At 74.0% G+C, this 21,721-nt stretch carries 24 protein-coding genes and 1 other RNA gene; 12 read left to right on the forward strand and 13 right to left on the reverse strand.

The genetic code is table 11. The features are described 5' to 3' along the window. Positions 1-40: 40 nt before the first annotated feature. Positions 41-364, reverse strand: a complete 324-nt coding sequence (locus ACFQ79_RS35085; RefSeq protein ID WP_383590933.1) for a nuclear transport factor 2 family protein — start codon at positions 362-364, stop codon at positions 41-43. Positions 365-466: 102 nt separating this feature from the next. Beyond that, on the reverse strand, positions 467-1,519 hold the full coding sequence (locus ACFQ79_RS35090) for an excalibur calcium-binding domain-containing protein (RefSeq protein WP_383590935.1): 1,053 nt from the start codon (positions 1,517-1,519) through the stop codon (positions 467-469). A gap of 174 nt (positions 1,520-1,693) precedes the next feature. On the opposite strand from ACFQ79_RS35090, the gene ACFQ79_RS35095 reads away from it, so the two are divergent. Further along, positions 1,694-2,140 carry a hypothetical protein gene (locus ACFQ79_RS35095; protein WP_383590937.1) on the forward strand — a complete coding sequence of 149 codons (447 nt, stop codon included), beginning with the start codon at positions 1,694-1,696 and terminating at the stop codon, positions 2,138-2,140. Positions 2,141-2,215: 75 nt separating this feature from the next. Here the strand turns inward: ACFQ79_RS35095 and ACFQ79_RS35100 are convergent, their stop codons facing one another. Together ACFQ79_RS35100 and ACFQ79_RS35105 are read right to left on the reverse strand one after the other, a co-directional pair. Beyond that, on the reverse strand, positions 2,216-2,932 hold the full coding sequence (locus ACFQ79_RS35100; RefSeq protein WP_383590939.1) for a response regulator: 717 nt from the start codon (positions 2,930-2,932) through the stop codon (positions 2,216-2,218). After that, positions 2,929-4,317, reverse strand: a complete 1,389-nt coding sequence (locus ACFQ79_RS35105) for a sensor histidine kinase (protein WP_383590941.1) — start codon at positions 4,315-4,317, stop codon at positions 2,929-2,931. Before ACFQ79_RS35105 ends, ACFQ79_RS35100 begins: the two co-directional genes overlap by 4 nt. A 247-nt stretch (positions 4,318-4,564) precedes the next feature. Between ACFQ79_RS35105 and ACFQ79_RS35110 the strand changes: the two genes are divergently transcribed. After that, positions 4,565-5,662 carry a serine hydrolase domain-containing protein gene (locus tag ACFQ79_RS35110; RefSeq protein WP_383590975.1) on the forward strand — a complete coding sequence of 366 codons (1,098 nt, stop codon included), beginning with the start codon at positions 4,565-4,567 and terminating at the stop codon, positions 5,660-5,662. 119 nt (positions 5,663-5,781) lie between these two features. Here ACFQ79_RS35110 and ACFQ79_RS35115 read toward each other — a convergent pair whose 3' ends face one another. Beyond that, entirely contained in the window at positions 5,782-6,243 is a 462-nt protein-coding gene (locus tag ACFQ79_RS35115) for a VOC family protein (RefSeq protein WP_383590943.1), read from the reverse strand. A 90-nt stretch (positions 6,244-6,333) separates the two neighbouring features. Here ACFQ79_RS35115 and ACFQ79_RS35120 point away from each other — a divergent pair, with 90 nt between their 5' ends. The 5 genes from ACFQ79_RS35120 to ACFQ79_RS35140 all read left to right on the forward strand — a co-directional run bounded on the left by ACFQ79_RS35120 (position 6,334) and on the right by ACFQ79_RS35140 (position 10,045). Then, positions 6,334-7,320 carry a helix-turn-helix transcriptional regulator gene (locus ACFQ79_RS35120; RefSeq protein WP_383590945.1) on the forward strand — a complete coding sequence of 329 codons (987 nt, stop codon included), beginning with the start codon at positions 6,334-6,336 and terminating at the stop codon, positions 7,318-7,320. A 15-nt stretch (positions 7,321-7,335) separates the two neighbouring features. Continuing rightward, positions 7,336-7,899 carry an SMI1/KNR4 family protein gene (locus ACFQ79_RS35125; protein ID WP_383590947.1) on the forward strand — a complete coding sequence of 188 codons (564 nt, stop codon included), beginning with the start codon at positions 7,336-7,338 and terminating at the stop codon, positions 7,897-7,899. Positions 7,900-7,904: 5 nt separating this feature from the next. Continuing rightward, positions 7,905-8,288: a VOC family protein gene (locus ACFQ79_RS35130; protein ID WP_383590949.1), complete on the forward strand. Its 384-nt coding sequence runs from the start codon at positions 7,905-7,907 to the stop codon at positions 8,286-8,288. A 62-nt stretch (positions 8,289-8,350) separates the two neighbouring features. After that, the gene (locus ACFQ79_RS35135; RefSeq protein WP_383590951.1) at positions 8,351-9,238 is read left to right on the forward strand and encodes a PhzF family phenazine biosynthesis protein; all 888 of its coding nucleotides are present in this window, start codon (positions 8,351-8,353) and stop codon (positions 9,236-9,238) included. A gap of 288 nt (positions 9,239-9,526) precedes the next feature. After that, positions 9,527-10,045 (forward strand): DUF1203 domain-containing protein, encoded by a 519-nt coding sequence (locus tag ACFQ79_RS35140; protein WP_383590953.1) that lies wholly within the window; start codon positions 9,527-9,529, stop codon positions 10,043-10,045. Positions 10,046-10,069: 24 nt separating this feature from the next. Here the strand turns inward: ACFQ79_RS35140 and ACFQ79_RS35145 are convergent, their stop codons facing one another. After that, entirely contained in the window at positions 10,070-11,032 is a 963-nt protein-coding gene (locus tag ACFQ79_RS35145; protein ID WP_383590955.1) for an SMP-30/gluconolactonase/LRE family protein, read from the reverse strand. A 108-nt stretch (positions 11,033-11,140) separates the two neighbouring features. Here ACFQ79_RS35145 and ACFQ79_RS35150 point away from each other — a divergent pair, with 108 nt between their 5' ends. Beyond that, entirely contained in the window at positions 11,141-11,590 is a 450-nt protein-coding gene (locus ACFQ79_RS35150) for an Lrp/AsnC family transcriptional regulator (protein WP_383590957.1), read from the forward strand. 58 nt (positions 11,591-11,648) lie between these two features. On the opposite strand, the gene rnpB is transcribed toward ACFQ79_RS35150, so the two are convergent. Next, an RNA gene (gene rnpB, locus ACFQ79_RS35155) (RNase P RNA component class A) lies at positions 11,649-12,047 on the reverse strand. A gap of 46 nt (positions 12,048-12,093) precedes the next feature. Next, complete coding sequence (locus ACFQ79_RS35160) at positions 12,094-12,672, reverse strand: Uma2 family endonuclease (RefSeq protein ID WP_361407910.1); 579 nt, start codon at positions 12,670-12,672, stop codon at positions 12,094-12,096. 144 nt (positions 12,673-12,816) lie between these two features. Here ACFQ79_RS35160 and ACFQ79_RS35165 point away from each other — a divergent pair, with 144 nt between their 5' ends. After that, positions 12,817-13,599 (forward strand): MerR family transcriptional regulator, encoded by a 783-nt coding sequence (locus ACFQ79_RS35165; RefSeq protein WP_383590959.1) that lies wholly within the window; start codon positions 12,817-12,819, stop codon positions 13,597-13,599. A gap of 56 nt (positions 13,600-13,655) precedes the next feature. Then, on the forward strand, positions 13,656-14,486 hold the full coding sequence (locus tag ACFQ79_RS35170; protein WP_383590961.1) for a hypothetical protein: 831 nt from the start codon (positions 13,656-13,658) through the stop codon (positions 14,484-14,486). Here the strand turns inward: ACFQ79_RS35170 and ACFQ79_RS35175 are convergent. Next, positions 14,431-15,873, reverse strand: coding sequence for an RNB domain-containing ribonuclease (locus ACFQ79_RS35175; protein ID WP_383590963.1), 1,443 nt, complete (start codon positions 15,871-15,873; stop codon positions 14,431-14,433). The two genes, ACFQ79_RS35170 and ACFQ79_RS35175, sit on opposite strands and share 56 nt — an antisense overlap. A gap of 184 nt (positions 15,874-16,057) precedes the next feature. Here ACFQ79_RS35175 and yaaA point away from each other — a divergent pair, with 184 nt between their 5' ends. Together yaaA and eda are read left to right on the forward strand one after the other, a co-directional pair. Continuing rightward, positions 16,058-16,825 carry a peroxide stress protein YaaA gene (gene yaaA / locus ACFQ79_RS35180; protein WP_383590965.1) on the forward strand — a complete coding sequence of 256 codons (768 nt, stop codon included), beginning with the start codon at positions 16,058-16,060 and terminating at the stop codon, positions 16,823-16,825. An 81-nt stretch (positions 16,826-16,906) separates the two neighbouring features. Continuing rightward, positions 16,907-17,554 (forward strand): bifunctional 4-hydroxy-2-oxoglutarate aldolase/2-dehydro-3-deoxy-phosphogluconate aldolase, encoded by a 648-nt coding sequence (gene eda / locus ACFQ79_RS35185; protein WP_383590967.1) that lies wholly within the window; start codon positions 16,907-16,909, stop codon positions 17,552-17,554. On the opposite strand, the gene ACFQ79_RS35190 is transcribed toward eda, so the two are convergent. The 4 genes from ACFQ79_RS35190 to ACFQ79_RS35205 all read right to left on the reverse strand — a co-directional run bounded on the left by ACFQ79_RS35190 (position 17,535) and on the right by ACFQ79_RS35205 (position 21,661). Next, on the reverse strand, positions 17,535-18,341 hold the full coding sequence (locus tag ACFQ79_RS35190) for a GNAT family N-acetyltransferase (RefSeq protein ID WP_383590969.1): 807 nt from the start codon (positions 18,339-18,341) through the stop codon (positions 17,535-17,537). The two genes, eda and ACFQ79_RS35190, sit on opposite strands and share 20 nt — an antisense overlap. 70 nt (positions 18,342-18,411) lie before the next feature. Further along, the gene (locus tag ACFQ79_RS35195) at positions 18,412-20,103 is read right to left on the reverse strand and encodes a bifunctional RNase H/acid phosphatase (protein WP_383590971.1); all 1,692 of its coding nucleotides are present in this window, start codon (positions 20,101-20,103) and stop codon (positions 18,412-18,414) included. Continuing rightward, entirely contained in the window at positions 20,103-20,846 is a 744-nt protein-coding gene (locus ACFQ79_RS35200; protein ID WP_383590977.1) for a zinc ribbon domain-containing protein, read from the reverse strand. Before ACFQ79_RS35200 ends, ACFQ79_RS35195 begins: the two co-directional genes overlap by 1 nt. Continuing rightward, on the reverse strand, positions 20,843-21,661 hold the full coding sequence (locus ACFQ79_RS35205) for a Nif3-like dinuclear metal center hexameric protein (protein WP_383590973.1): 819 nt from the start codon (positions 21,659-21,661) through the stop codon (positions 20,843-20,845). The genes ACFQ79_RS35200 and ACFQ79_RS35205 overlap by 4 nt, the downstream gene beginning before the upstream one ends. Positions 21,662-21,721: the final 60 nt, after the last annotated feature.

The following is a 21,721-nucleotide window of genomic DNA, read 5'->3' on the forward strand; positions in this document are numbered from 1 at the left end:
GGGCTGCTCCACCCCCGGCCGACGTCAGCGGCAGTCGGACCTACGCCTGCCCGGTCTCGAAGCGGGAGACCTTCCCGCCGTCGACGGTGAACAGCCACTTGGTACGCATCGAGCCCCAGGTGTCGTTGCGGTAGTCGGCGACGAGACCGCGCCCGCCGTCCGACTCGGACACGACGTCCATGTGCCCGCGCGAGCCGAACACCTCCCGGTCGAGCCACTCCCGGAGATCGCGCTCGGAGCCGTCGTCGGACATGGTCGCGTCGGGCGTCAGGGCCTCGAACAGGGCCGTCTGGTCATTGGCGTTGAGGGCCGCGACGAACGCACGCACGGCCGGATCGCTGAGCTGGTCCACAGGGATGGTCATCCCCTACCCGTACACCTCACCGGGCCCCCGGCGCGTGTCGCACGCCGATGGGACCCGGCAGGCTGCCCCGGATGACCGACACCGGCCGGTGCGGGCGGGGTGTCAGGACCAGTCGCAGGCCTTGCCGTCGTCGTCCCGGTCGAGGCCCGAGCGGTAGCCGGGCTGGCCCCGGTAGATGGGGGCCTTGCCGGCGGCGCGGACGGCGTCGCAGTTCTTGTAGTAGGCGAGACCGCCGCCCGAGCCGCCGGAGTCGTCCGAACCGCCGCCGCCACCACCGCTGCCGCTGCCGTGGCGGTCCGTGTCGCGGTCCCGGTCGTCGTGCAGGCGGGCGTAGTCCTCGCTCGGGCAGGACAGACCGGGCCGCGCCAGGGAGAGGCGTACGGACATGTACTCCGGGCGTTCGACGTCCTCGCCCGCCTCCGGGTCCTGGAAGCAGATCCGCCAGTCCTCGTGACGGGCGCTCAGCTCCACGTCCGTGTACACACTGGCTCCCCGGATCTCCGTGAGGCCCACCGCGCGGAGCTCGGCCGAGCCCTTCGCGAAGGTCTCGCCGACGACGTCCGGCACCTTGGGGAAGACGACGGCCGCGCCGTCCCGCGCCGGGCACGGGCTGCTCTTCTCGACGACGGCGAACTCGATCCCGCTCCGCCGCCCCCGCTCGGCCGTGGCCGTCTCCCCGGCCACCGGCTCCTGGAAGCAGACCTTCCAGTTGCCGTCCACGAGCTGCGTCCTGTCGTCCTCGGTCGCGTCGTGCGACCGCGCCCGGAACCCCGCCTCGTACGCGGCCCGCGACGCCGTCTCCAGGTTCTGCCCCCGGTAGTCGGCCACGACCCGCCGCACGGTGGGGGTCGGCGTGGGCGTCGGCGGGGTGTACGGGGCGAAGGCGGTCGGGCGCGTGCCGGACGCGGGCTTCGCGTCGGCGACCCCGGGGTCGTCCGCCGGCCCGTCACTCGTGCCGACCGCCACGAACCACACACCCGACAGGACGGTGGCGAGCACCTTCCGCCCCGGCGACCACCGGGTCCGCCAGGCCAGCACGATGCCCGCCGGAGGCATCAGGAACAGACAGAGGACGACGAACCCGGGCCGCCGCCACCAGCGTTCCCCGGCCGCCCCGTTCCCCGGCCCGCCACTCCCCGCCGTGCCGAGCGACACGGCCGGCCCCCTCTGATCCCGATCCTGCTCCACGGCGCGCGGAACCTGCCCCTCCCTGACGACTTCTCAGCGCCACACAGCCTATGACCTGCGTGTTCACTGGAACCTGGCAGGGCGGTGCGGGCACCCTCCGGCATAACCGCCACACGCGACCCACTCAACCCAGGAGGAGCGATGTCGAACGCCGGCAAGGTCGTCAAGCTGTACGCGAAGGGGGCCCCGGTCGGGGTCGAGGACGGAGCCGTGGTCGGCTTCCTCGTCGACCCGACCCGCGCCGGGGAGTGGCTGATCACCCGCGCCGACGGGGGCTTCCGGCTCACCGCCAAGGGCACCGAGGAGACCATCGCATCGGAGGGCACCGAGCGCGCGCCCGTCGTCGCCCGCCCCGACGACTCCCCCGCCTCCGTCTGGCGCCTCCAGCACGTCGAGGACGACGGCGACACCCTCGCGCTCACCACCCTCACCTCGCTCGCCGACCTCCGGGACGGCACGTACGTGATCGACCAGAACGGACTGGCCCTCGGCCGCGACCTGTTCGAGGACCGCTCCCTGCTCCCGAAGCGCGTCTTCATCCGTACGGACGACCGCGACCCGCAGTGGCGGATCGAGGTCCTCGCCTGAGCCGACCGCCCGGCGCGCGCCCCACCCGCCCACCCGGGGTCCCGGGTGGGCGCGGGCCGGCGGTCGTCCTCCCCGTCAGCCCGTGAAGCCAGGCACCACCAGGCCCGACTCGTACGCGATGACCACCGCGTGCGTCCGGTTCTGCGCCCCGAGCTTGGTCAGGACGTTCCCGACGTGCGTCTTGACCGTCTCCAGGCTCACGGTGAGGGACTCCGCGATCTCCGGGTTGGACAGGCCCGTGGCCATCAGCCGCAGCACCTCCTCCTCCCGCCCCGTCAGCGCCGCCCTCGGCAACGCCTCCGCCGAGTCCAGCGGACGGGCGGCGACCATCCGGCGCAGGGTCGCCGGGAAGAGGATCGCCTCGCCCGCCGCCACCACCCGTACCGCCTCCGCGATCTGCCGGACCGGAAGCCGCTTGAGCACGAACCCGCCGGCACCCGCGCTGAGCGCGGCGGTGACGTAGTCGTCGTTCTCGAAGGTGGTGATCACGACGACCTTCGGCGGCGCCGGGGCAGGGGTCCCGCCCCTCGGACCCGCCGGCTCCTCCGGCGCCGCGAGGAGGTGGCGGGTCGCCTCGATCCCGTTGCGGCGGGGCATCCGCACGTCCATCAGGACCACGTCCGGCCGCAGCCTCCGGGCCCGCTCGACCACCTCGATGCCGTCGGCGGCCTCCCCGACCACCTCGATCCCCGGCTGTGCGGCGAGGAGGGTGCGCAGACCGGTGCGGGTCACCTCGTCGTCGTCCGCGATCAGGAGCGTCGTGACGGTCTCGGTGGCGTCGGGGCCGGTCATGCCGACCACCGTACGGGCAGCCTGACCGCCAGCCGCCAGCGCCTCGGCCCGTCCGGGCCGGCGTCGATCTCGCCGTGCAGGAGCCGTACGCGCTCGGCGAGACCGGGCAGCCCGTGCCCGGAGGTCGGGAAGGCCCGGGGGCGGCCCGTGCGCACGGCGGCCCCGGTCTCGTTGACCACCTCCAGCTCCAGCGCGTCCGGCCCGGCCGCCACCCGTACCGTGATCGGACCGCCGGAGCCGTGCCGGACGGCGTTGGTCAGCCCCTCCTGGACGATCCGGTACGCGGCCCGGGAGAGCGTCCCCCGCACCCGCGTCGGATCCCCCGACCGCTCCCACTCCACCACCGCGCCCGTGTGCCGCACCCGTTCGAGCAGCTCGGGCAGGTCGGCCAGGGTGCGGACCGGCGCGGCCGCGGCGACCTCGGAGGTCTCAGTGCTCCCGGCGGTCTCGGTGCTCACGGCGCCCCCGGCACTCCCGGCGGTCTCCGCCTCGCGCTCCCGCAGGACGCCGAGGACGTAGTCCAGATCCTCCAGCGCGGCCCGGGCGGACTCCTCGATGCTGCGCAGGGCCGCCCGCGCCGCCGCCGGGTCGGTGGACATCAGCTCGCCCGCCACCGCGGCCTGGATCGTGGTCGTCGTGAGCGTGTGCCCGATGGAGTCGTGCAACTCGTGGGCCAGCCGGTTGCGTTCGGCCAGCCGCCGCTCCCGCTCGGCCGCGAGGGCGAGCCGCTCGGCCGTCGACGGCCCGAGGAGCCGCGGAGCCGACCACCGCAGGGCGCGCGTCACGAGAACGCAGACGACGGCGGCGAGCAGCAGGCAGGCGAGCGCCACGGCCCAGCTCTGCCAGCCGCCCGTCACCCGTGCGGACCGGCCGAACAGGCTGAGTGCCAGCTCGGCGCGGAGCCAGCCCCCCGGAAGGGCCAGGGCGAGGAAGAGCAGCAGCCCGCTCGCGAGCGCACCCGTCCAGCCGAGGGTCACGTGCAGCAGCAGCCAGAGCGGCGTCCGCCAGCGGCCGGAGGCGGGGGGTGCGGAGGCGGTGGGAGACGCGGAAGGCGCGCCGGGGGCATCGGCGACCGGTCCGGCTTCGGCGGGCGAAGTCGTGGACGGGCGTACGGCCGAGGGCTCGGGCAGGACCACGTACAAGAGTCGGCGGGCGGTCAGGACCAGCACCCGCCGCGTGGTGCGGGCCAGGCCCACCAGGGCGATCAGGGCGGCCCAGACGACCAGCACCACGACGACCAGGACGCCCTCGGGGGCGGAACGCCATGCCAGCGCCGGAAGCAGCGCGAAGGACAGCAGGGGGAGGCTCGCGAGGGCGGCCGCGTAGGCGAACAGCGCGCCCGCGTACGTGGAACGGCGCAGCAGCGGCCGGAGTGCCTTGATCATCATCGGCCAGTATGAACGGGCGGCGGACGGCCGGCCTCCCTCGATCGGGGGAGCTTTTCCTCCCGCGTTTCCGCGATGTGCTCGGGGGCCCCGGAAAACATGATCGTGTCCTGCCCGATCGACGGAAGGACAGCCGATGAACACGCGAGCGATGAAGACGAGGACGTCGAGGTTCCGCCTCTCCCGGCCGCAGAAGGGTCTCCGGCGCGGAGGCGCGGCGGCCGCGGCGGCGGTGGTCGTCGCGGTGATGACGGCGGGCGCGCTGGCGCCGCCCGCGGCGGTCGCGGCGGGCGCGGCGGTCGCGGCGGGCGCGGCGACGCGGCCGGACGCGGTGCAGCAGGGCCTCGACGCCCTGGTGCGCGGGGGCCAGCCGGCGGCGCTGGCGAGCGTCGAGGACGGCAGGGGCCACGCTCGTACGTACACCGCGGGGGTCGGGGACCTGGCCACGGGTGCGAAGGTGCCCGGGGACGGGCAGGTGAGGATCGGCAGCAACACGAAGACGTTCACGGCGGTGGTCGTGCTGCAGCTGGTCGGCGAGGGGAAGGTCGACCTCGAGGAGTCGGTCGACACGTACCTGCCGGGGCTGGTGCGGGGGAAGGGACTCGACGGAGGGAAGATCACCGTCCGTCAGCTGCTGCAGCACACGAGCGGGATTCCGGAGTACGGGGCGGACGTCAGCGACGAGGAGATGCTGCACCGGTACTTCGAGCCCCGTGATCTCGTGGACTTGGCGCTCAAGCACGAGGCCGAGTTCGAGCCGGGGAAGAAGTGGAGTTACAGCAACACGAACTACGTACTGGCGGGCCTGATCGTCCAGAAGGTCACGGGGCGCCCGTTGGCCGAGGAGATCGACCGGCGGGTCGTGAAGAGGATCGGGCTGCGGCACACGTACTTCCCGGGGCAGGGAGACAGGGGCATCAGGGAGGCGCACCCGAAGGGCTATCACCGGATGAAGCCGGGCGAGCCGCTGCGCGACGTCACGCGACTCGACCCGTCGGCGGGCTGGGCGGCGGGCCAGATGATCTCGACGAGCTCGGACCTGAACCGCTTCTTCGGCGAACTGATCGGCGGCGATCGCCTGCTGCGCAAGGCGCAGCGCGAGCAGATGCGGACGACGGTCCCGATCGAAGGGACGGAGTTCCACTACGGGTTGGGGCTCATGAAGAGGCCGCTGTCGTGCGGGGGCTTCTACTGGGGCCACGGGGGCGACATCGCGGGCTACGAGACCAGGGGCGGGGTCACGGACGACGGGCGGGCGGCGAACGTGGCGGTGACGAGCATCCCGACGGAGGAGGCGGCCGTGAAGGGGGTGGTGGGGGTCGTGGATACGGCTTTGTGCGGGTGAGAAGGGGTGGGGGGGTGGGGTGAGGTGGGGTGGGGTGGAGCGTCGGGGCGTTGCCGGGCCCCCTCACCCCCTCACCCCATTCCCCTCACCCCTCACCCCACCCGCCTCACCCCACCGCCTCAGTCCAGGCAGAACTCGTTCCCCTCCGGGTCCGCCATCACGATCCACCCGTCGCTCATCGGCGGCGCCGGCTCGAAGCGGCGCAGCCGCTTCCCTCCCAGCCCGACCAGCCGTTCGCATGCGGCCTCCAGCGCCGCCATCCGCTCCTCCCCCTCCAGCCCCGGCGCCGCCCTCACATCGAGGTGCACCCGGTTCTTCGCCGTCTTCCCCTCCGGCACCTGCTGGAAGAACAGCCGCGGTCCCTGCCCCTCCGGGTCCTCCAGGGCCGATCGCGTGTTGCGCTCCTCCTCCGGCACCCCCAGCTTCGCCAGGAACTCGTCCCACGCGGCCATCGGGTCCGCCCCCTCCGGCAGTTCCACTCCCGGCGGGCCAGGATGGACGTAACCCAGTACGTCGCGCCAGAAGGTCGACAGCGCCCCCGGGTCGTGCGCGTCGAACGTGACCTGGAATCGGCGGCTCATCGTGCTGCTCCCTTCCTTGCGGTGTGATGGATCCACCCTGACACCCAAGGCGGACAGGATCGGTCCGCCACCTCTGGCAGGCTGGGCCACATGGACGAGCGAGGGACCACCGAGCGGGTACTCACCCTCCTCGGGCTGCTGCAACAACGCCGGGCCTGGTCCGGCCCCGAGCTCGCCGGCCGGCTCGGCGTCACCACGCGCACGGTCCGACGCGACATCGAGCGGCTGCGCACCCTCGGGTATCCGGTGCACGCCGGCCAGGGAGTGGGCGGCGGCTACCGGCTGGGCCGGGGACAGGACCTGCCACCCCTCCTCCTCGACGACGAAGAGGCGATCGCCACGGCGGTCTCCCTCCTCGCCGGTGCGGCCGCCGGTTCCGGCGACGCCACGCTCCGGGCACTGACCAAGCTGGACCAGGTTCTCCCGGCCCGGCTGCGGCACGAGGTGCGCACCCTGTCGGGCTCCGTGGAGTTCTTCGGAGCGGGCCGCGCACCCGTCGACCCCGAGGTCCTCATGACACTGGCCGGAGCCTGCCGCGAGGAGGTCGAGGCGGGCTTCGACTATCCCTCCGGGGGCACGCCCCGGCCGCGCCGCGTCGAGCCCCATCGTCTGGTCGCCTCCGACCGGCGCTGGTACCTCCTCGCCTACGACCTCGACCGGGACGACTGGCGCACCTTCCGCGTGGACAGGATGACGGCGGTGACGGCCCGGACCTGGCGCTTCCGCCCCCGCGTCGCGCCGGACGCGGCTCAGTACGTGCAGGAGGGCGTGACGAGCCGGGTCTACGCCCACCAGGCACGCTTCCTCGTCCACGCGCCGGCGGACACGGTCCGCGCGCAGGTCCCGTCCTCGGCAGCGGTCGTGAGGGAGCGGGGCGAGGACCGCTGCGAGGTCCTGAGCGGGGCGGCGAGCCTCGACCGCGTCCTCGTGCACGTACTCCTCCTGGGGCACGAGTTCGAGCTGCTCGACCCTCCGGAGCTCAGGGCCCGCTGCCGGGCTCTGGCGGAGCGGCTCCTGTCGGTCGCCGGCCCGGCGCCGGCCCCGCCGGGACCGGGCGGCGGGCCGGCGGAGGCGTAGGGCTAGGGTCAGGCCATGGCGAGCTGGGACGGGGCCGAGGTGCGGGCCCGGATACGGAGGATGGCGGCGCGGGACCCGGAGCGGGCGCGTTTCGGGTCGAGCACGCACCGGTACGAGCTGCGTCCCGCGCTCCCCGACGCGGAGATCGGCGCGTTCGAGGAGGAGCACGGCATCCGTCTCCCCCCGGACTACCGCGACTTCGTCGCGGAGGTGGGTGACGGCCCCGCCGGACCGGCCCATGGGCTGCTGCCGTTGGCGACTCCCCGCCCGGAGGCGGTGGACGACTGGGCCGTGGACGGCGAGTGGGAGGAGGACCGTCGTCCGGGCCGGCTCGCGACGCGATTCCCCCTCGCCGACCCCCGTCCCGGAGCGATCGGCGTCCTGGCAGCGGAAGAGCTGACTCCGGGCACGCTCACGCTGGCGGAAGAGGGCTGCGGCATGTACGTCCGGCTGATCGTGACGGGGCCGCGCGCGGGCGAGGTCTGGTGGCTGGACCCGGACTGGGGCGGCTTCGTCCCCGCGTATCCCGACTTCCGGGCCTGGTACACCCAGTGGCTGGGCGACTCCGGCCTAGACTGACGGCCATGGCATGCCGCATCAGTGAACTGGTCGTCGACTGCGCCGATCCCGCCCGGCTCGCCGCGTTCTGGAGCGAGGTCCTCGGCTACGTCGAGCTCAGCCGTGAGCACGACGGAAGCATCGAGATCGGGCCGCCCGACGCCGGCTTCGGCGGCCCGCAGCCCACCCTCGTCCTCAGTCCCAGCAGTGACCCGCGCGCCGGGAAGCTCCCGCTCCACATCGACGTCAACCCGACCGACCGCGACCAGGACGCCGAGCTGGAGCGGCTGCTCGCGCTCGGCGCCAGGCGTGCGGACGTCGGCCAGACCGGGGCCGAGAACTGGCACGTCCTGGTCGACCCGGAGGGCAACGAGTTCTGTCTCCTGCACCGCCGGCTCCAGCCGCTCTGAGCCCTCACGGACCCAGGACCCGTCCGGGGAACCAACCCGGGGATCCCCGCCGTTGCCCCGGCATGAACTCCCCGCGGGAAACCCCCGACGTCTTGCGTTACACCGCCTTCTCCGACGATCCCGAGGGGGGCAATCCCGCCGGAATCGTTCTCGACGCCACGGGCCTCGGTGACGAGGAGATGCTGGCGATCGCCGCCGAAGTCGGCTACAGCGAGAGCGCGTTCCTGACAGCGCCGCCCGAGGGAGCGGGCTCCAGCGCCTGGGACGCCGGGCGCGCTTACACCATCCGCTACTTCAGCCCCAAGGCCGAAGTGCCCTTCTGCGGTCACGCCACCGTCGCGACGGCCGTGGCCCTCGGCGAGCGCATCGGGCCCGGCGACCTGGTGTTCACCACGCGGGCCGGGACCGTACCGGTCGCCGTGACGCGCGAGGGCGGGTCACTGCGGGCCACGCTCACGAGCGTCGAGCCGCACGTCGAGGAGGTCGCGGCCGATGACCTGGCAGAGGCGCTCGCCGCGCTCGACTGGCCGGCCGGCGACCTCGATCCCGCCCTGCCTCCCCGCATCGGCTTCGCGGGCGCCCGCCATCTGATCCTGGCCGCCGCGAGCCGGGAGCGCCTGGCCCGCCTGGCGTACGACTTCGCCCGCCTGGAGGCCCTCATGCACCGGCTCGACCTGGTGACGCTGGAGTTGGTCTGGCGCGCCTCCGCGGAGGTCTTCCACGTCCGCGCCCCGTTCCCGGTGGGCGGTGTGGTCGAGGACCCGGCGACCGGGGCGGCCGCGGCCGCCTTCGGCGCGTACGCCCGTGAGCTCGGACTCGTGCCCGAGGCGACGGTCCTCACCCTCCATCAGGGGGAGGACATGGGACGCCCCGGTGTCCTCACGGTGGAACTGCGGGCGGGCGACCGGCGGATCCGGGTCGGCGGCGCAGGGACCCGCATCCCGGCCTGAGCCGCACGGCAGACCCTAGGCGGGGCTCACCGACCAGTCGCCGGCCGGTGACAGGACGGCCGGCATCGCGTACGTGCCGTCGAAGGGGACGGCGACGGCGTCGGTGATCTCCTCGACGTCCGGCACCTGCCCGGGGAAGTAGGTGCCGGCGGTGAGCCGTTGGTGACGGTGAGGGTGTAGCTCGCCGTCGCCGCCACAAGAGGGCGCGGTCGCGCGGGCCGGCCCCGCCCGCACCACCCCGTCCGAATTCCGCCAGCGGCCGTGTCCCCGCCGCGCGACCCTGGCCGTATGAGCACCCAGACCACCACCACGACCGCCTACGCCGCCCGCGCCATCGCGCCTTCCGCCCTTGCCGAGTTGCGGGTCACCGACGACGCGGGGCGCGCCTGCGTTCCGTACTCCGCCGACGAGGGCGGCGACCCGCTCCGCTGCTGTCTGCGTCTCTCCGTCCCGGGCGAGCGGATCGCGCTCGTCTCGTACGCGCCGCTGCGGCGCTGGGCGGCCGAGACGGGGACCGAGCCGGGCGCGTACGACGAGCAGGGTCCCGTCTTCGTCCACGCCGAGGAGTGCGGCGGGCCCGCGCCCTCGGAGACGTACCCCTTCGCCCGTGCGGAGGCGCTCCGGACCGTGCGGCGCTACGACGCGGCGGGCCGCATCGTCGGGGGCCGGCTCCTGGAGATCCCGGAGGCGACGTCCGAGGGCTTCGACCGGGCGTTCGCCGATGCCTTCGCCGACCCGGCCGTGGCGCTGGTCCACGTCCGGGCGGTCGAGTACGGCTGCTTCCACTTCGAGGTCCGTCGCCCCTGAGCGCAGACAGCCCGCCGGCCCGGTTCAGCGGGACTGCGGCCCCTGCCAGGGCCTGCGGCCGGGTCCGGTCGGGTGTGTGCCCGTGACGCCCATGACGACCGAGTAGAGGCTGGTCTCGGCGGTGATGAAGAGGCGGTTGCGCTTGGCTCCGCCCCAGGCGATGTTGGCGACCGCCTCGGGTACGTTCAGCCGTCCGATCAGGGTGCCGTCGGGGTCGTAGCAGTGCACACCGTCGCCCATCGCGGCCGCCCAGAGCCGACCGCCGTCGTCGAAGCGGAGGTTGTCGAAGCGGGCGGCCGCCCCGCGGGCTCCGGCCTCGGCGAAGACGTGGCCGTCCGACAGGGTGCCGTCCTCGTGGACGTCGAAGACCCGGATGAGGCCCGCCCGGGTGTCGGAGACGAAGAGCTGCCGCTCGTCGGCCGAGAAGACGAGGCCGTTGGGGGCGGCGAAGCAGTCGGCGACCAGGCGCACTTCTCCCGTCGCGGGGTCGATGCGGTAGACGTTGTTGGCGCCGATCTCGCTCTCCGCGCGGTAGCCCTCGTAGTCGCTGGTGATGCCGAAGTCCGGGTCGGAGAACCAGATGGAGCCGTCGGACCTGACCGTCGCGTCGTTCGGGCTGTTGAGGCGCTTGCCCTGCCAGCGGTCGGCGAGGACGGTGATCGTGCCGTCGTGTTCGGTGCGGGTGACCCGGCGGTTGCCCTGCTCACAGGTGATCAGACGGCCCTGGCGGTCGAGGGTGTTGCCGTTGGTGTGCCCTGCGGTGCGGCGGAAGACGCTGACGGCGCCGGTCTCCTCGTCCCAGCGCAGCATGCGGTCGTTGGGGATGTCGCTCCAGACCAGCTGCCTCCAGGCGGGGAGGTAGATCGGCCCCTCGGCCCAGCGGCAGCCGGTGTGGAGGACCTCCAGGCCGTCGTCGCCGTTCATGCAGCGGCCGGTCCGGAACCGGTCGTCGAACATCTCGTACAGTGCGGGGCGCTCGCCGGTCATGCGGGTTCCTTCCCATTCACACAGATGCCGTTCCGAATGCTGTACGGCCTCACGGGAAGATTGCCGAATGAGATACGGTCTCCGCAAGATCAGACCGAATGGAGAGTTGTGGATCACATCGATCGCGCCCTGCTGGCCCACCTCCAGCAGGACGCCGGCCAGTCCTACGCCGCACTGGGCCAGGCCGTCGGCCTCTCGGCCGGGGCGGCCCACGAGCGCGTACGGAAGCTGAGGGAGCGCGGCGCGATCCGCCGCACCACCGTCGAGGTGGATCCGGCGGCGGTGGGCGGTGCCGTCCTGGCGTACGTGATGGTCGACTCGGTCACGTGGATGGGCGATTCGGCACAGGACTTCGCCGCGCTCCCCGAGATCCTGGAGGCGCACGTCATCGCCGGCAGCGCGTCGGTGCTCGTGAAGGTCAGGACGGCGACCACGGAGCAGTTGCAGGACGTGCTGCGCCGGATCTACGCGATCGACGGGGTCAGCGGAACGCAGGCCACGGTCGTCCTGGAGACCTTCTTCGAGCGGCCGGTCTCCCCGGAGCTCGGCGCCGGGTGAACGAGAAGGGCCCCCGCCCGGCGCAATGCCTGGCGGGGGCCCTCCCCACGTGGGCCGACAGACGAGTCGGGCTGTACGCCGGGTTCTGTCCCCCGGGACCTCGCGGTCGTCGGGGCGACGGCCATCCATCTAGGACCGGCGTTGCCACCGGCCTCCTGCGGTCTACCCGCGGACTCGGGCGAGCAGCCCTCGAACATCCGCGCAGGGACACCGAGGTGTCCCCTCTTGACCTTGCTCCGAGTGGGGTTTACCTAGCCGCCTGAGTCACCTCAGGCGCTGGTGGTCTCTTACACCACCGTTTCACCCTTACCGGGAACCGAAGTCCCCGGCGGTCTGTTTTCTGTGGCACTGTCCCGCGGGTCACCCCGGGTGGCCGTTAGCCACCACCCTGCTCTGTGGAGCCCGGACGTTCCTCGGGAAGATCCGAGGATCTCCACGCGGCCGCCCGCCCGGCTCGTCTGCCGTGCCGACCATGCTACCCGCCGATCAGGGGGCCGACGGCCTCAGAGGAAGTCGGCGGTCTCCAGGTCGAAGCCGAAGGGGGCGGGGAGCGGGAGGGGCTTGCCGAACGGGACGGCGTGGAGTTCGCGGTAGTCGCCGCGTTCCGGGTCGGTGAAGAGCGTCACGGTGGACGTGTCCCGGTCGATCAGCAGGTAGAGCGGGATGCCTCCGCCGGCATAGCAGCGGCGCTTGGTCTCGCGGTCGGCGTTCGGGCGGGTGGAGGTGACCTCGAGGACCATCGCGACACCGTCGCCGGGCATCCAGGAGCCGGCACCCGCGAACAGGTCCGCCTCGACGGGAGCGAACGTGAGGTCCGGGATGACGTGATTCCTCGGCCGCTCCGCGGCACTCGCCGTCTTCAGGCCCTTGTTCCCCGACACGTCCATGTCGGTCATCGATTTCCTGATCACCTGCCTCAGGACACGGCTGATGTACTTCTCGTGGTCCCCGTCCGGCGGCGGTGTCACGACGATCTCCCCCTCGATCAGCTCCGCGCGGAAGCCCTCCGGCGTGTCCAGCGCCAGGAAGCCCTCCAGCAGGATGTCCGCCTGCGTGAGCGATTCGTGCGGCATGGCAGTCATGTCGTCAGGCTCGGACATCGAGGCACCTGCCGTCCGTCGGATGGGGGTCGTTCCCTCGATCGTGGCACATGATCGCGGAGCGCTCCCGGAGGTGCGGCGGAGAGCGCTTGACCTTGCCGCAGCGTCAGGGTTTCTACTGGGCTCATGCGTATCGGCGAGATCGCCGCCCTGGTCGGGGTCACCCCCCGCGCCGTGCGGCACTACCACCAGTCGGGCCTGCTGCCCGAGCCCGCGCGGCGGGCCAACGGATACCGGGAGTACGGCGTCCGGGACGCCGTCCTGCTCGCCCGGATCCGGCGGCTCACCGAGCTGGGTCTCGGACTCGACGAGGTGCGGGACGTGCTCGCCGACGACGAGGGGCGCGGGCTGGTCGAGGTGCTGGAGGAGCTCGCGGAGGACCTGGCCCGCCAGGAGGCGGAGGTCCGGGCGCGCCGGGAGCGGCTGTCCGGTCTCCTCGACGAGGCCAGGGCGGGGCGGTTGCCCGCCGACGGGCCGCTCTCGCCGGAGCTCACCTCGCTGCTCGCCGGCCTGGGCGAGCTGCCCGAGTCCCCGATGGCGGCGAAGGACCGGCAGATCCTGGCCCTGATGGACGTCGTCGTGCCCGAGGAGGAGCGGGCCCGGCTGATGGGACTGATGGAGGGGGCGGCCGAGCACGCGCGTGAGGTGTACCCGCTGCTCGACGCGCTCTCCGGGGCGGCGGCGGACGACCCCAGGGTCGCCGAGGCCGCGCGGGTGCTCGCCGGCTGTCTGCCGGACGAGCTGGGGGTGGACATGCCGTCCGGGGCGCCGGACGGGGCGCCGGACGGGGCCGGCTCATTCGACACCTCCCTCGCGGACGCCCTCTTCGCGGACCTCGCCCCCGCGCAGTCCGCCGCCATCCACCTGGCGATGCGCCTGGTGCGGGAACGACGGGAGCAGAGCAGATGACGGAAGCAGTGCCTATGACGGGAGCCGAGCCGATGACGGTCCGCAGGAGTGGTGGCGTGCGGCTTCTCCGGCTCTTCGCCCATGTGCTTCTCCCCGCCGAGGTCGTCCTCGCCGTCCTTCTCGTCGGCGGGGTCCGGATACCCGCTGCCGTGTGGGCCGGCGCCGAGCTCCTCGTCCTCGCGCTCGTCCTCGCCGAGGGAGTCTCGTATCTGCGACTGCGGCGTCGGGGGCTCTCCCGGCGGGAGGCCGTCGCCGAGCTCGTGCCGGAGGCCGTGCTGCGGATCGTGGGGCACGAGCTGCGGATCATGGCGAGTCTGGGGCGGTGGGTGGCGCGGCGCCCGCACGGTGTCGAGGGGGTCGACGGCGTGTTCCCGCACGCGCGGGACCAGGCGGCGCTCATGTACGGCTTCGCGTTCGTGTGTGTGGTCGAGAGCGTCGGCATGTCGTTCCTGCTCGCCGACTGGCCCGTCGTCCACGCGGTCGTGCTCGTCCTGGACGTGTACACCGTGCTGTTCGTCCTCGGCCTGCACGCCGCCGCCGTGACCCGCCCGCACACCCTGACCGGGGACGTCCTGCGGCTCCGTCAGGCCGCGCACGTCGACGTGTCCGTGCCGCTCGACCGGATCGCGTCCGTCCGGCACGAGCTGGTGTTCTCGCACGAGAAGGGCGGGGGAGAGCTGAACCTCGCCGTCGGATCGCAGACCTCGCTCACGGTCGAGCTGACCGAACCGGTCGACGCGCCCCGGTTCTTCGGCGCGCCCCGGCCCGTACGGCTGATCCGCTTCCACGCCGACGACGCGCGCGCCCTGTACCGCGAGCTCGGCCGGGCCGTCACGCGGGCGCGAACAGCACCTTCGCCGACCCCGGGTCCGCCTCCGCGAGTCTGACCCGCAGCCACTCCCCCAGCGGCAGGCGGGAAGCGCCGCCCTCGATGCGGGCGACGACCGCCGGGTCGTCCAGGTGGACGGTGCCGACGGCCGGTTCGCGTTCCTTCACGTCGATGACGTACGCGTCGAAGATCTCGCCGACCCGTTCCCGCAGGAGCGCCGCCTCGACGATGTCGACGCTCTCGCGCTCCACGGTGTTGGCGCGGCGCGAGCCGTCGGCCATCTCGTCGGGGAGGGCGGGCAGGGCGGCCCGTACCCACTCGGGCGGTTCGTCGCCCGCCACGGCCGCGACGCACAGTTCGCCCGCGTACCGGTCGACGAGCCGGCGCAGCGGCGCGGTGCAGTGGGTGTACTCGTCGGCGACGGCGGCGTGCACGGCGGGGGTGGGGATGTGGCCGTCGGTGAAGACGGTGTATCCGGCGCCCCGGAGCAGGGTGGTGCACTCCTGGAGGAAGGCGGCGTGGCGCGGGTTCGTGGGGTCGGCGGCCCGGACGACGTCGGCGTAGGAGACGTGGTGCGGCCAGTCGACGCCGAGGGCCTGCGCGGAGCGGCGCAGGCGGGCGACGGCGCCGTCGGGGGCGGTGGGGAGGGTGCGCAGGATGCCGGTCCCGGCGGCGGTCATGAGGTCGGCGGCGGCCATGCCGGTGAGCAGGGAGATCTGGGCGTTCCAGCCGTCGGCGGGGAGCGGGGCGCGGTAGGCGAGGGAGTAGGTGTGGTCCTGTTCGACGATCTCCTGCTCGGGGACGTTGAGGGAGATCCCGCCGCGTTCGGCTTCGAGGGCCTCGCGGAGGCGTCCGATGTCCCGCAGGAGGGCCACGGGCTCCTCGGCCGTGCCCGTGTCGATCTGCTGCTGCACGGTCGCGTAGTCGAGTTTGGCGCGGCTGCGGACGAGGGCGCGGCGGACGTCGGTGGCGACGCGGCGGCCTTCGGCGTCGAGGTCGATGCGCCAGAGGAGGGCGGGGCGGGGTTCGCCGGGGAGGAGGCTGGCGGCGCCCTCGGAGAGGACGGTGGGGTGGAGGGGGACCTTGCCGTCGGGGAAGTAGAGGGTGAGGACGCGCCGGTGGGCCTCGGCGTCGAGGGCGGAGCCGGGGGTGACGAAGGCGGCGACGTCGGCGATGGCGTAGTGGACGCGGTAGCCGCCGTCGGACCTGCGGGCCAGGTGCATGGCCTGGTCGAGATCGGTGGAGGTCGGCGGGTCGACGGTGAAGAAGGGCAGGTCGGTGGCGTCGTAGGTGGGGAGCCGGGGGGCCTTCGCGGCGGCCTCGGCCTCGGCGAGGACGGCGGGCGGGAAGTCCTCGGGGATCGCGAGCTGGGCACGGAGTGCGCGCAGGGCGGCCCGCAGCGGAGCCTCGGCTGCGCCGGTCACGTGAATGTGGCGGCGGGGCATGGACCGAGCGTATGGGGAGGGGAGGGGTGCGGCACCTCGTGCGGCACCTCGTGCGCGGGGGAAGGCCGGCGCCGTCTCCGTGCGTGGACGCTCCCGTCCGTCCGTACGGGGCAGGGCGCCGCACCTCGTACGCTGGGCTCCTGGGGCCGCACCCCCACCCCCGTCCGTACGAAGGAGAACCACCGTGCTCGTGCTGTTGCCGCCCTCCGAAGGCAAGGCCTCCTCGGGGCGCGGGGCGCCGCTCAAGCCGGAGTCGCTGTCCCTGCCGGGGCTCGCGGAGGCGCGGGCGGCGGTCCTGGACGAGCTGGTCGAGCTGTGCGCGGCCGACGAGGAGAAGGCGCGGGAGGTCCTCGGTCTGAGCGAGGGGCTGCGCGGCGAGGTCGCGAAGAACGTGGAGCTGCGGACGGCCGGCGCGCGCCCGGCGGGCGAGGTCTACACGGGCGTCCTGTACGACGCGCTGGGTCTGGCGACCCTGGACGCGGGCGCGCGGAAGCGCGCGGGCCGTTCCCTGCTGGTGTTCTCGGGGCTGTGGGGTGCGGTGAGGGTGACCGACCGGATTCCGTCGTACCGCTGCTCGATGGGGGTCAAGCTGCCGGGGCTGGGCGCGCTGGGCGCGCACTGGCGGGGCGCGATGGCGTCCGTGCTGCCGGAGGCGGCCGGGGACGGGCTCGTCCTGGACCTGCGCTCGTCGGCGTACGCGTCGGCGTGGAAGCCGAAGGGCGAGGTGGCGGCGCGGACGGCGACGGTGCGGGTGCTGCACGCGCCGACCCGGAAGGTGGTCAGCCACTTCAACAAGGCGACGAAGGGCCGGATCGTCCGGAGCCTCCTGGAGGCGGGGGCGGCTCCGCGTTCGCCGGAGGAGCTGGTGGTGGCGCTGCGGGACCTGGGGTACGTGGTGGAGGAGAGCGGGAAGCCGGGGGCGCTCGACGTGCTGGTGGACGAGATCCACTGATCCACTGACCCGCCCGAGCACCTGTTGCACCCTGCGCAACGCTCGTTGCGCGTGACGCTCGCCATGGGCAGGATGAAGCCCATGACGAGCGTGTTCGACCTTGCCCCGGAAACCCCCGTCGTCCCCGTCGTGGTGATCGAGGACGCCGCCGACGCCGTCCCGCTCGCCCGCGCCCTCGTCGCCGGCGGGCTGCCGCTGATCGAGGTCACCCTCCGCACCCCGGCCGCGCTCGACGCCGTCCGCGCCGTCGCGGCCGAGGTGCCGGGCGCGGTCGTCGGCGCGGGGACGGTCGTCTCGGCGGCCGGGGTCGCGGACGCGGTCGGCGCCGGCGCGCGGTTCCTGGTCAGCCCGGGGTGGACGGAGCGGCTGCTCGGCGCGATGCGCGACACCGGACTGCCCTTCCTCCCCGGGGTGTCGACGACCTCGGAGGTCGTGGCCCTGCTCGAACAGGGCGTGGAGGACATGAAGTTCTTCCCGGCCGAGGCGGCGGGCGGCGTCCCGTACCTGAAGTCCCTCGCGGGCCCGCTCCCCCGGGCCCGGTTCTGCCCGACGGGCGGCGTCTCGCTCGCCTCCGCCCCCGCCTACCTCTCCCTCCCGAACGTCGGCTGCGTCGGCGGTACGTGGATGCTGCCGTCCGACGCCCTCGCGGCCCGCGACTGGGCACGGGTGGAGACGCTGGCCCGTGAGGCGGCGGCGCTGCGGGGGCCCGTCAGCGCGCGGCCCCGGTGAACTCCACGCCCAGGTGGTCGGTCACCGGGCGGTAGCCGAGGCGCTGGTAGAGGGCGTTGCTCGTGGGGTTCGAGAGGTCCGTGAAGAGCAGGACGTGGGTGGCGCCCCTGTCGGCCGCCACCCGTCCGATGGCCTCGGTGGCCCCCGCCGCGTATCCGTTGCCGCGCTCGGCGGGCGGGGTGTAGACGAGGTGGACGCGGGCCTGGCCCTCGATCGTGCGGGAGACGGCGGCCATCGAGACCGCGCGGCCGCCGGGCGTCTCCCAGAGGACGAGGCGGCCTTCGGAGATCCGCTCGGCGACGAAGCCGGTGTAGTCCTCGGCGGGCTCGTCGCCGATGGCCGTCGCGAACTCCCTCGTCCAGTCCGCGACGAGCGGGGCGTCGGCCTCGGTGGCCGTCCGGGACCGGCCTGCCGGTGCCGGGTCCGGCGGGGTCGGCCGGCCGAGCCGGAAGAGCCGCATCCGGACGACGGGCGCCCAGGGGCGGCCGGAGGCCTTCGCGTACGCCTCCACCGCGGCCGTCTCGCCCCGGACCTCCACCGGCTCCTCCCCCGCCGGGAAGGCGAGTGCGAGGGCCGCGTCCTCCGTGGTCGCGCCGAGGTCGAGGGCCCCCGAAGGGGAGAGCGCGAGGACCCCCGTGACCCGGCCGTCGGGCCCGGCCCACCAGCCGAGCCGGTCCGCCCTGTCCATGAGGGTCAGCACCGCGGTGTTGCGCGCGGGCTCGGCGGCGAGCAGGGACGCGGCGGCCGCGCGGAAGGCGGCCGGGTCCTCGGTGAAGTGCCAGGTCATGACGGGATGGTGGTACGGGGCACGGCCCCCGCGCCACACCTTTGCGACGGCCCGTCGCCCGCCCCGCCGGCTACCGGAGGTGGGAGGTGTCGTTGAGGAGCCGTACGGACGCGTTGCCGTCGGCGTAGTAGGCGACCGCCGAGATCGAGGCGGCCGACAGCTCCATCCGGAACAGCGACTCCGGCGGGGCGCCGAGCGCGAGCCGGACCAGGGTCTTGATGGGCGTGACGTGGGTGACGAGGAGGACGGTCCGGCCCGCGTAGGCGGCGGTGAGCCGGTCCCGGGTCGCGGCGACGCGGCGGGCGACGGTCGCGAAGCTCTCGCCTCCGCCGGTGGGCGCGGCCTTCGGCGAGGCGAGCCAGGCGTCGAGGTCCTCGGGGTACCGCTCCCGGACCTCGCCGAACGTCAGCCCCTCCCAGGCGCCGAAGTCGGTCTCGCGCAGCCCCTGCTCGACGCGGACGTCGAGCCCGAGGCGCCCGGCGACGGCGGCCGCGGTCTGGCGGCAGCGGGTGAGCGGCGAGCTGACGATCTCCTGGACGGTCCCTCGGGCGGCGAGCGCCTCCGCGACGGCCTCGGCCTGCCGGAGTCCGGCTGCCGAGAGTGCGGGATCGGTCCCCCCGCTGCCGGAGAACCGCTTCTCGGGGGTGAGCGCGGTCTCGCCGTGCCGGAGGAGCACGAAGGTGGCGGGGGCGCTCATGTCGGGCCCGGCGGACCAGCCTTGACCGGGGGCGGCAGACGCGGCGGAGGCCGGCTGCGCAGCCGGGGCGGGTACGGACCCGGCGGGCGCGGACCCGGCGGGTACGGACCCGGCGGGTACGGACCCGGCGGGCGCGGCTGCGGTCTCGGGGCCGGTGGGCTCGGACCGGGTAGCGGGCGCGGCTGCCGCGGCGGTCCCCGTGGTCTCGGCACCCGGGGTCTCGGCACCCGGGGTCTCGGGACCGGTGGTCTCGGGTGGTGCCCCCGCGGGCGTCGCGTCGGCCTCCGGCGCGTGGGTGCGCGCCGCGTGGCCGGTCGGGGCCAAGGCGCCCGCCTGTGCCTCGAAGTCACCCGAGGCCGGGGCCGTGAGGGCCTCCTCGGCGGCGAACAGGCCGTCGTCCTGGGCCGTCGGGTGCGCGACGGTGCCGGGCCAGGCGCCCGAGCCCGTGCCCGTACGGCCCTGGCCGAGGTCGCCGGACGTGCCCGCGCCCGCGCCCGTCGCCAGCGCGGCGCGGGCCCGTGCCGCGCCCGCCGTCGCGTCGCCGGGCGGGCCGGACGGCGCCGGGGGAAGGATCGCGGCGTTGCGGGCGGCGGCGGTGTCCAGGGCGGCCGTCGAGTCGGACGGCTCCCACTGGCGGCCGCGCTTGCCCGCGTCCATCGCCTCGTTCGCGAGCCGGTCCGCGTGCTTGTTGCGTTCGCGCGGGATCCACTCGTAGCGGACCCGGCCCGCCGGGAAGACCCGGCCCGCCTCGGCCGCGAGCGGCTTCATGTCCGGGTGCTTGATCTTCCAGCGGCCGGACATCTGCTCGACGACCAGCTTGGAGTCCATCCGCACGTGGACGGTGGCGTCGGGGAACAGCGACCGCGCCGCCTTCAGGCCCGCCACCAGGCCCTTGTACTCGGCGACGTTGTTCGTCGCCACGCCGATGTACTCGGCCGCCTCCGCGAGCGTCTCGCCCGTCACCGGATCCAGGACCACGGCGCCGTACCCGGCGGGCCCCGGGTTGCCCCGGGAACCGCCGTCCGCCTCGACGATCACCTCACGCGAAGACGACGACGACGTCATTACAGGCCGGACTCCGACGTGCGGACCAGGATCCGGCGGCAGTTCTCGCAGCGCAGGACCTCGTCCTTTGCGGCGGCACGGACCTCGTTGACCTCGGTGATGTTGAGCTCGATGTGGCAGCCCTCGCACTTGCGCTGGTACAGCCGGGCCGCGCCGACGCCGCCCTGCTGGACGCGCAGCTTCTCGTACAGCTTCAGGAGGTCCGCCGGGACGGTGCCCGCGACGAGCTCGCGCTCCTTCTCCACGGACGCCTCCTCCGCGGCGAACTCGCCCTCGGCGGCGTCGCGGCGGGCGGTCGCGTCGTCCGTCTTGGCCTGGACGGCGGAGACCCGCTCGGTCAGCTCGGCGAGGCGCTCCTGCACGGACTCGCGACGCTCCATGACCTCGAGGACGATCTCCTCCAGGTCGCCCTGGCGCTTGGCGAGCGAGACGATCTCGCGCTGGAGGTTCTCCAGGTCCTTCGGGGAGGACACGGCGCCCGAGTCGAGGCGCTGCTGGTCGCGCGTGGCCCGCTGGCGGACCTGGTCGACGTCCTGCTCGGCCTTGGTCTGCTCGCGGCCGCAGTCGCTCTCCTCGGTCTGCGCGGCGACGAGCAGGTCACGCAGCTGGGTGAGGTCCTTGTTCAGCGACTCGATCTCGGCGTGCTCGGGCAGCGACCGGCGCTTGTGCGCGAGCTGCTGGAGGCGGACGTCGAGGGCCTGGACGTCGAGGAGGCGGATCTGGTCGGCGGGCGCGGCGTTCAGTTGGGGGCTCCAGGGGAGGTGTGGTGGGAGGACCAGGGGTCGGTGACCGTCTTCGAGACGTGGACGCGGAGGTCCCAGCCGTGACGGTCGGAGATCTCGTCGAGCTGGGCGGCCGCCTGCTCGCACCAGGGCCATTCGGTGGCCCAGTGGGCGGCGTCGACCAGCCCCAGAGGCGACTGCTGGGTCGCCTCGGAGACGGGGTGGTGGCGCAGGTCCGCGGTGAGGAAGGCGTCCACGCCCGCGGCGCGTACGGCGTCGAAGAGGCTGTCTCCCGAGCCGCCGCTGACGGCGACGCGGCGCACGGTCATGCCGGGGTCGCCCGCGACCCGGATGCCCTGCGCGGTGGCGGGCAGCCGCTTCGCCGCGCGGGCGGCGAACTCGGCGAGGGTCTCGGGGTGGTCGAGCTCGCAGATCCGGCCGAGGTTGTTCTCGGGCACGAGGGGGCCGGTGACCCGGAGGTCGAGCGCTCCGGCGAGGGCGTCGGAGACGCCGGGGTCGGCGGTGTCGGCGTTGGTGTGCGCGACGTGGAGGGCGATGTCGTGCTTGATGAGGCGGTGCACGACGCGGCCCTTGAAGTGGCCGGCCGAGACGGTCGTCGTCCCGCGCAGATAGAGCGGGTGGTGGGTGACGATCAGGTCGGCGCCGAGGGCGATCGCCTCGTCGGCGATCTCCTCGACCGGGTCGACGGCGAAGAGCACACGGGTGACCTCGGCGTCGGGGTCACCGCAGACGGTGCCGACGGCGTCCCACGACTCGGCCCGCTCTGGTGGCCAGAGGGCGTCGAGCGCGGCGATGACTTCAGACAGGCGGGGCACGAGGAAAGGCTACCTGTCTCGACTTCGCGGCTGGTACCGCCGCCGCCGCGGGACCGGCGG

The sequence above is a fragment of the Streptomyces sp. NPDC056480 genome (assembly GCF_042795405.1).
Classification (GTDB): Bacteria; Actinomycetota; Actinomycetes; order Streptomycetales; family Streptomycetaceae; genus Streptomyces.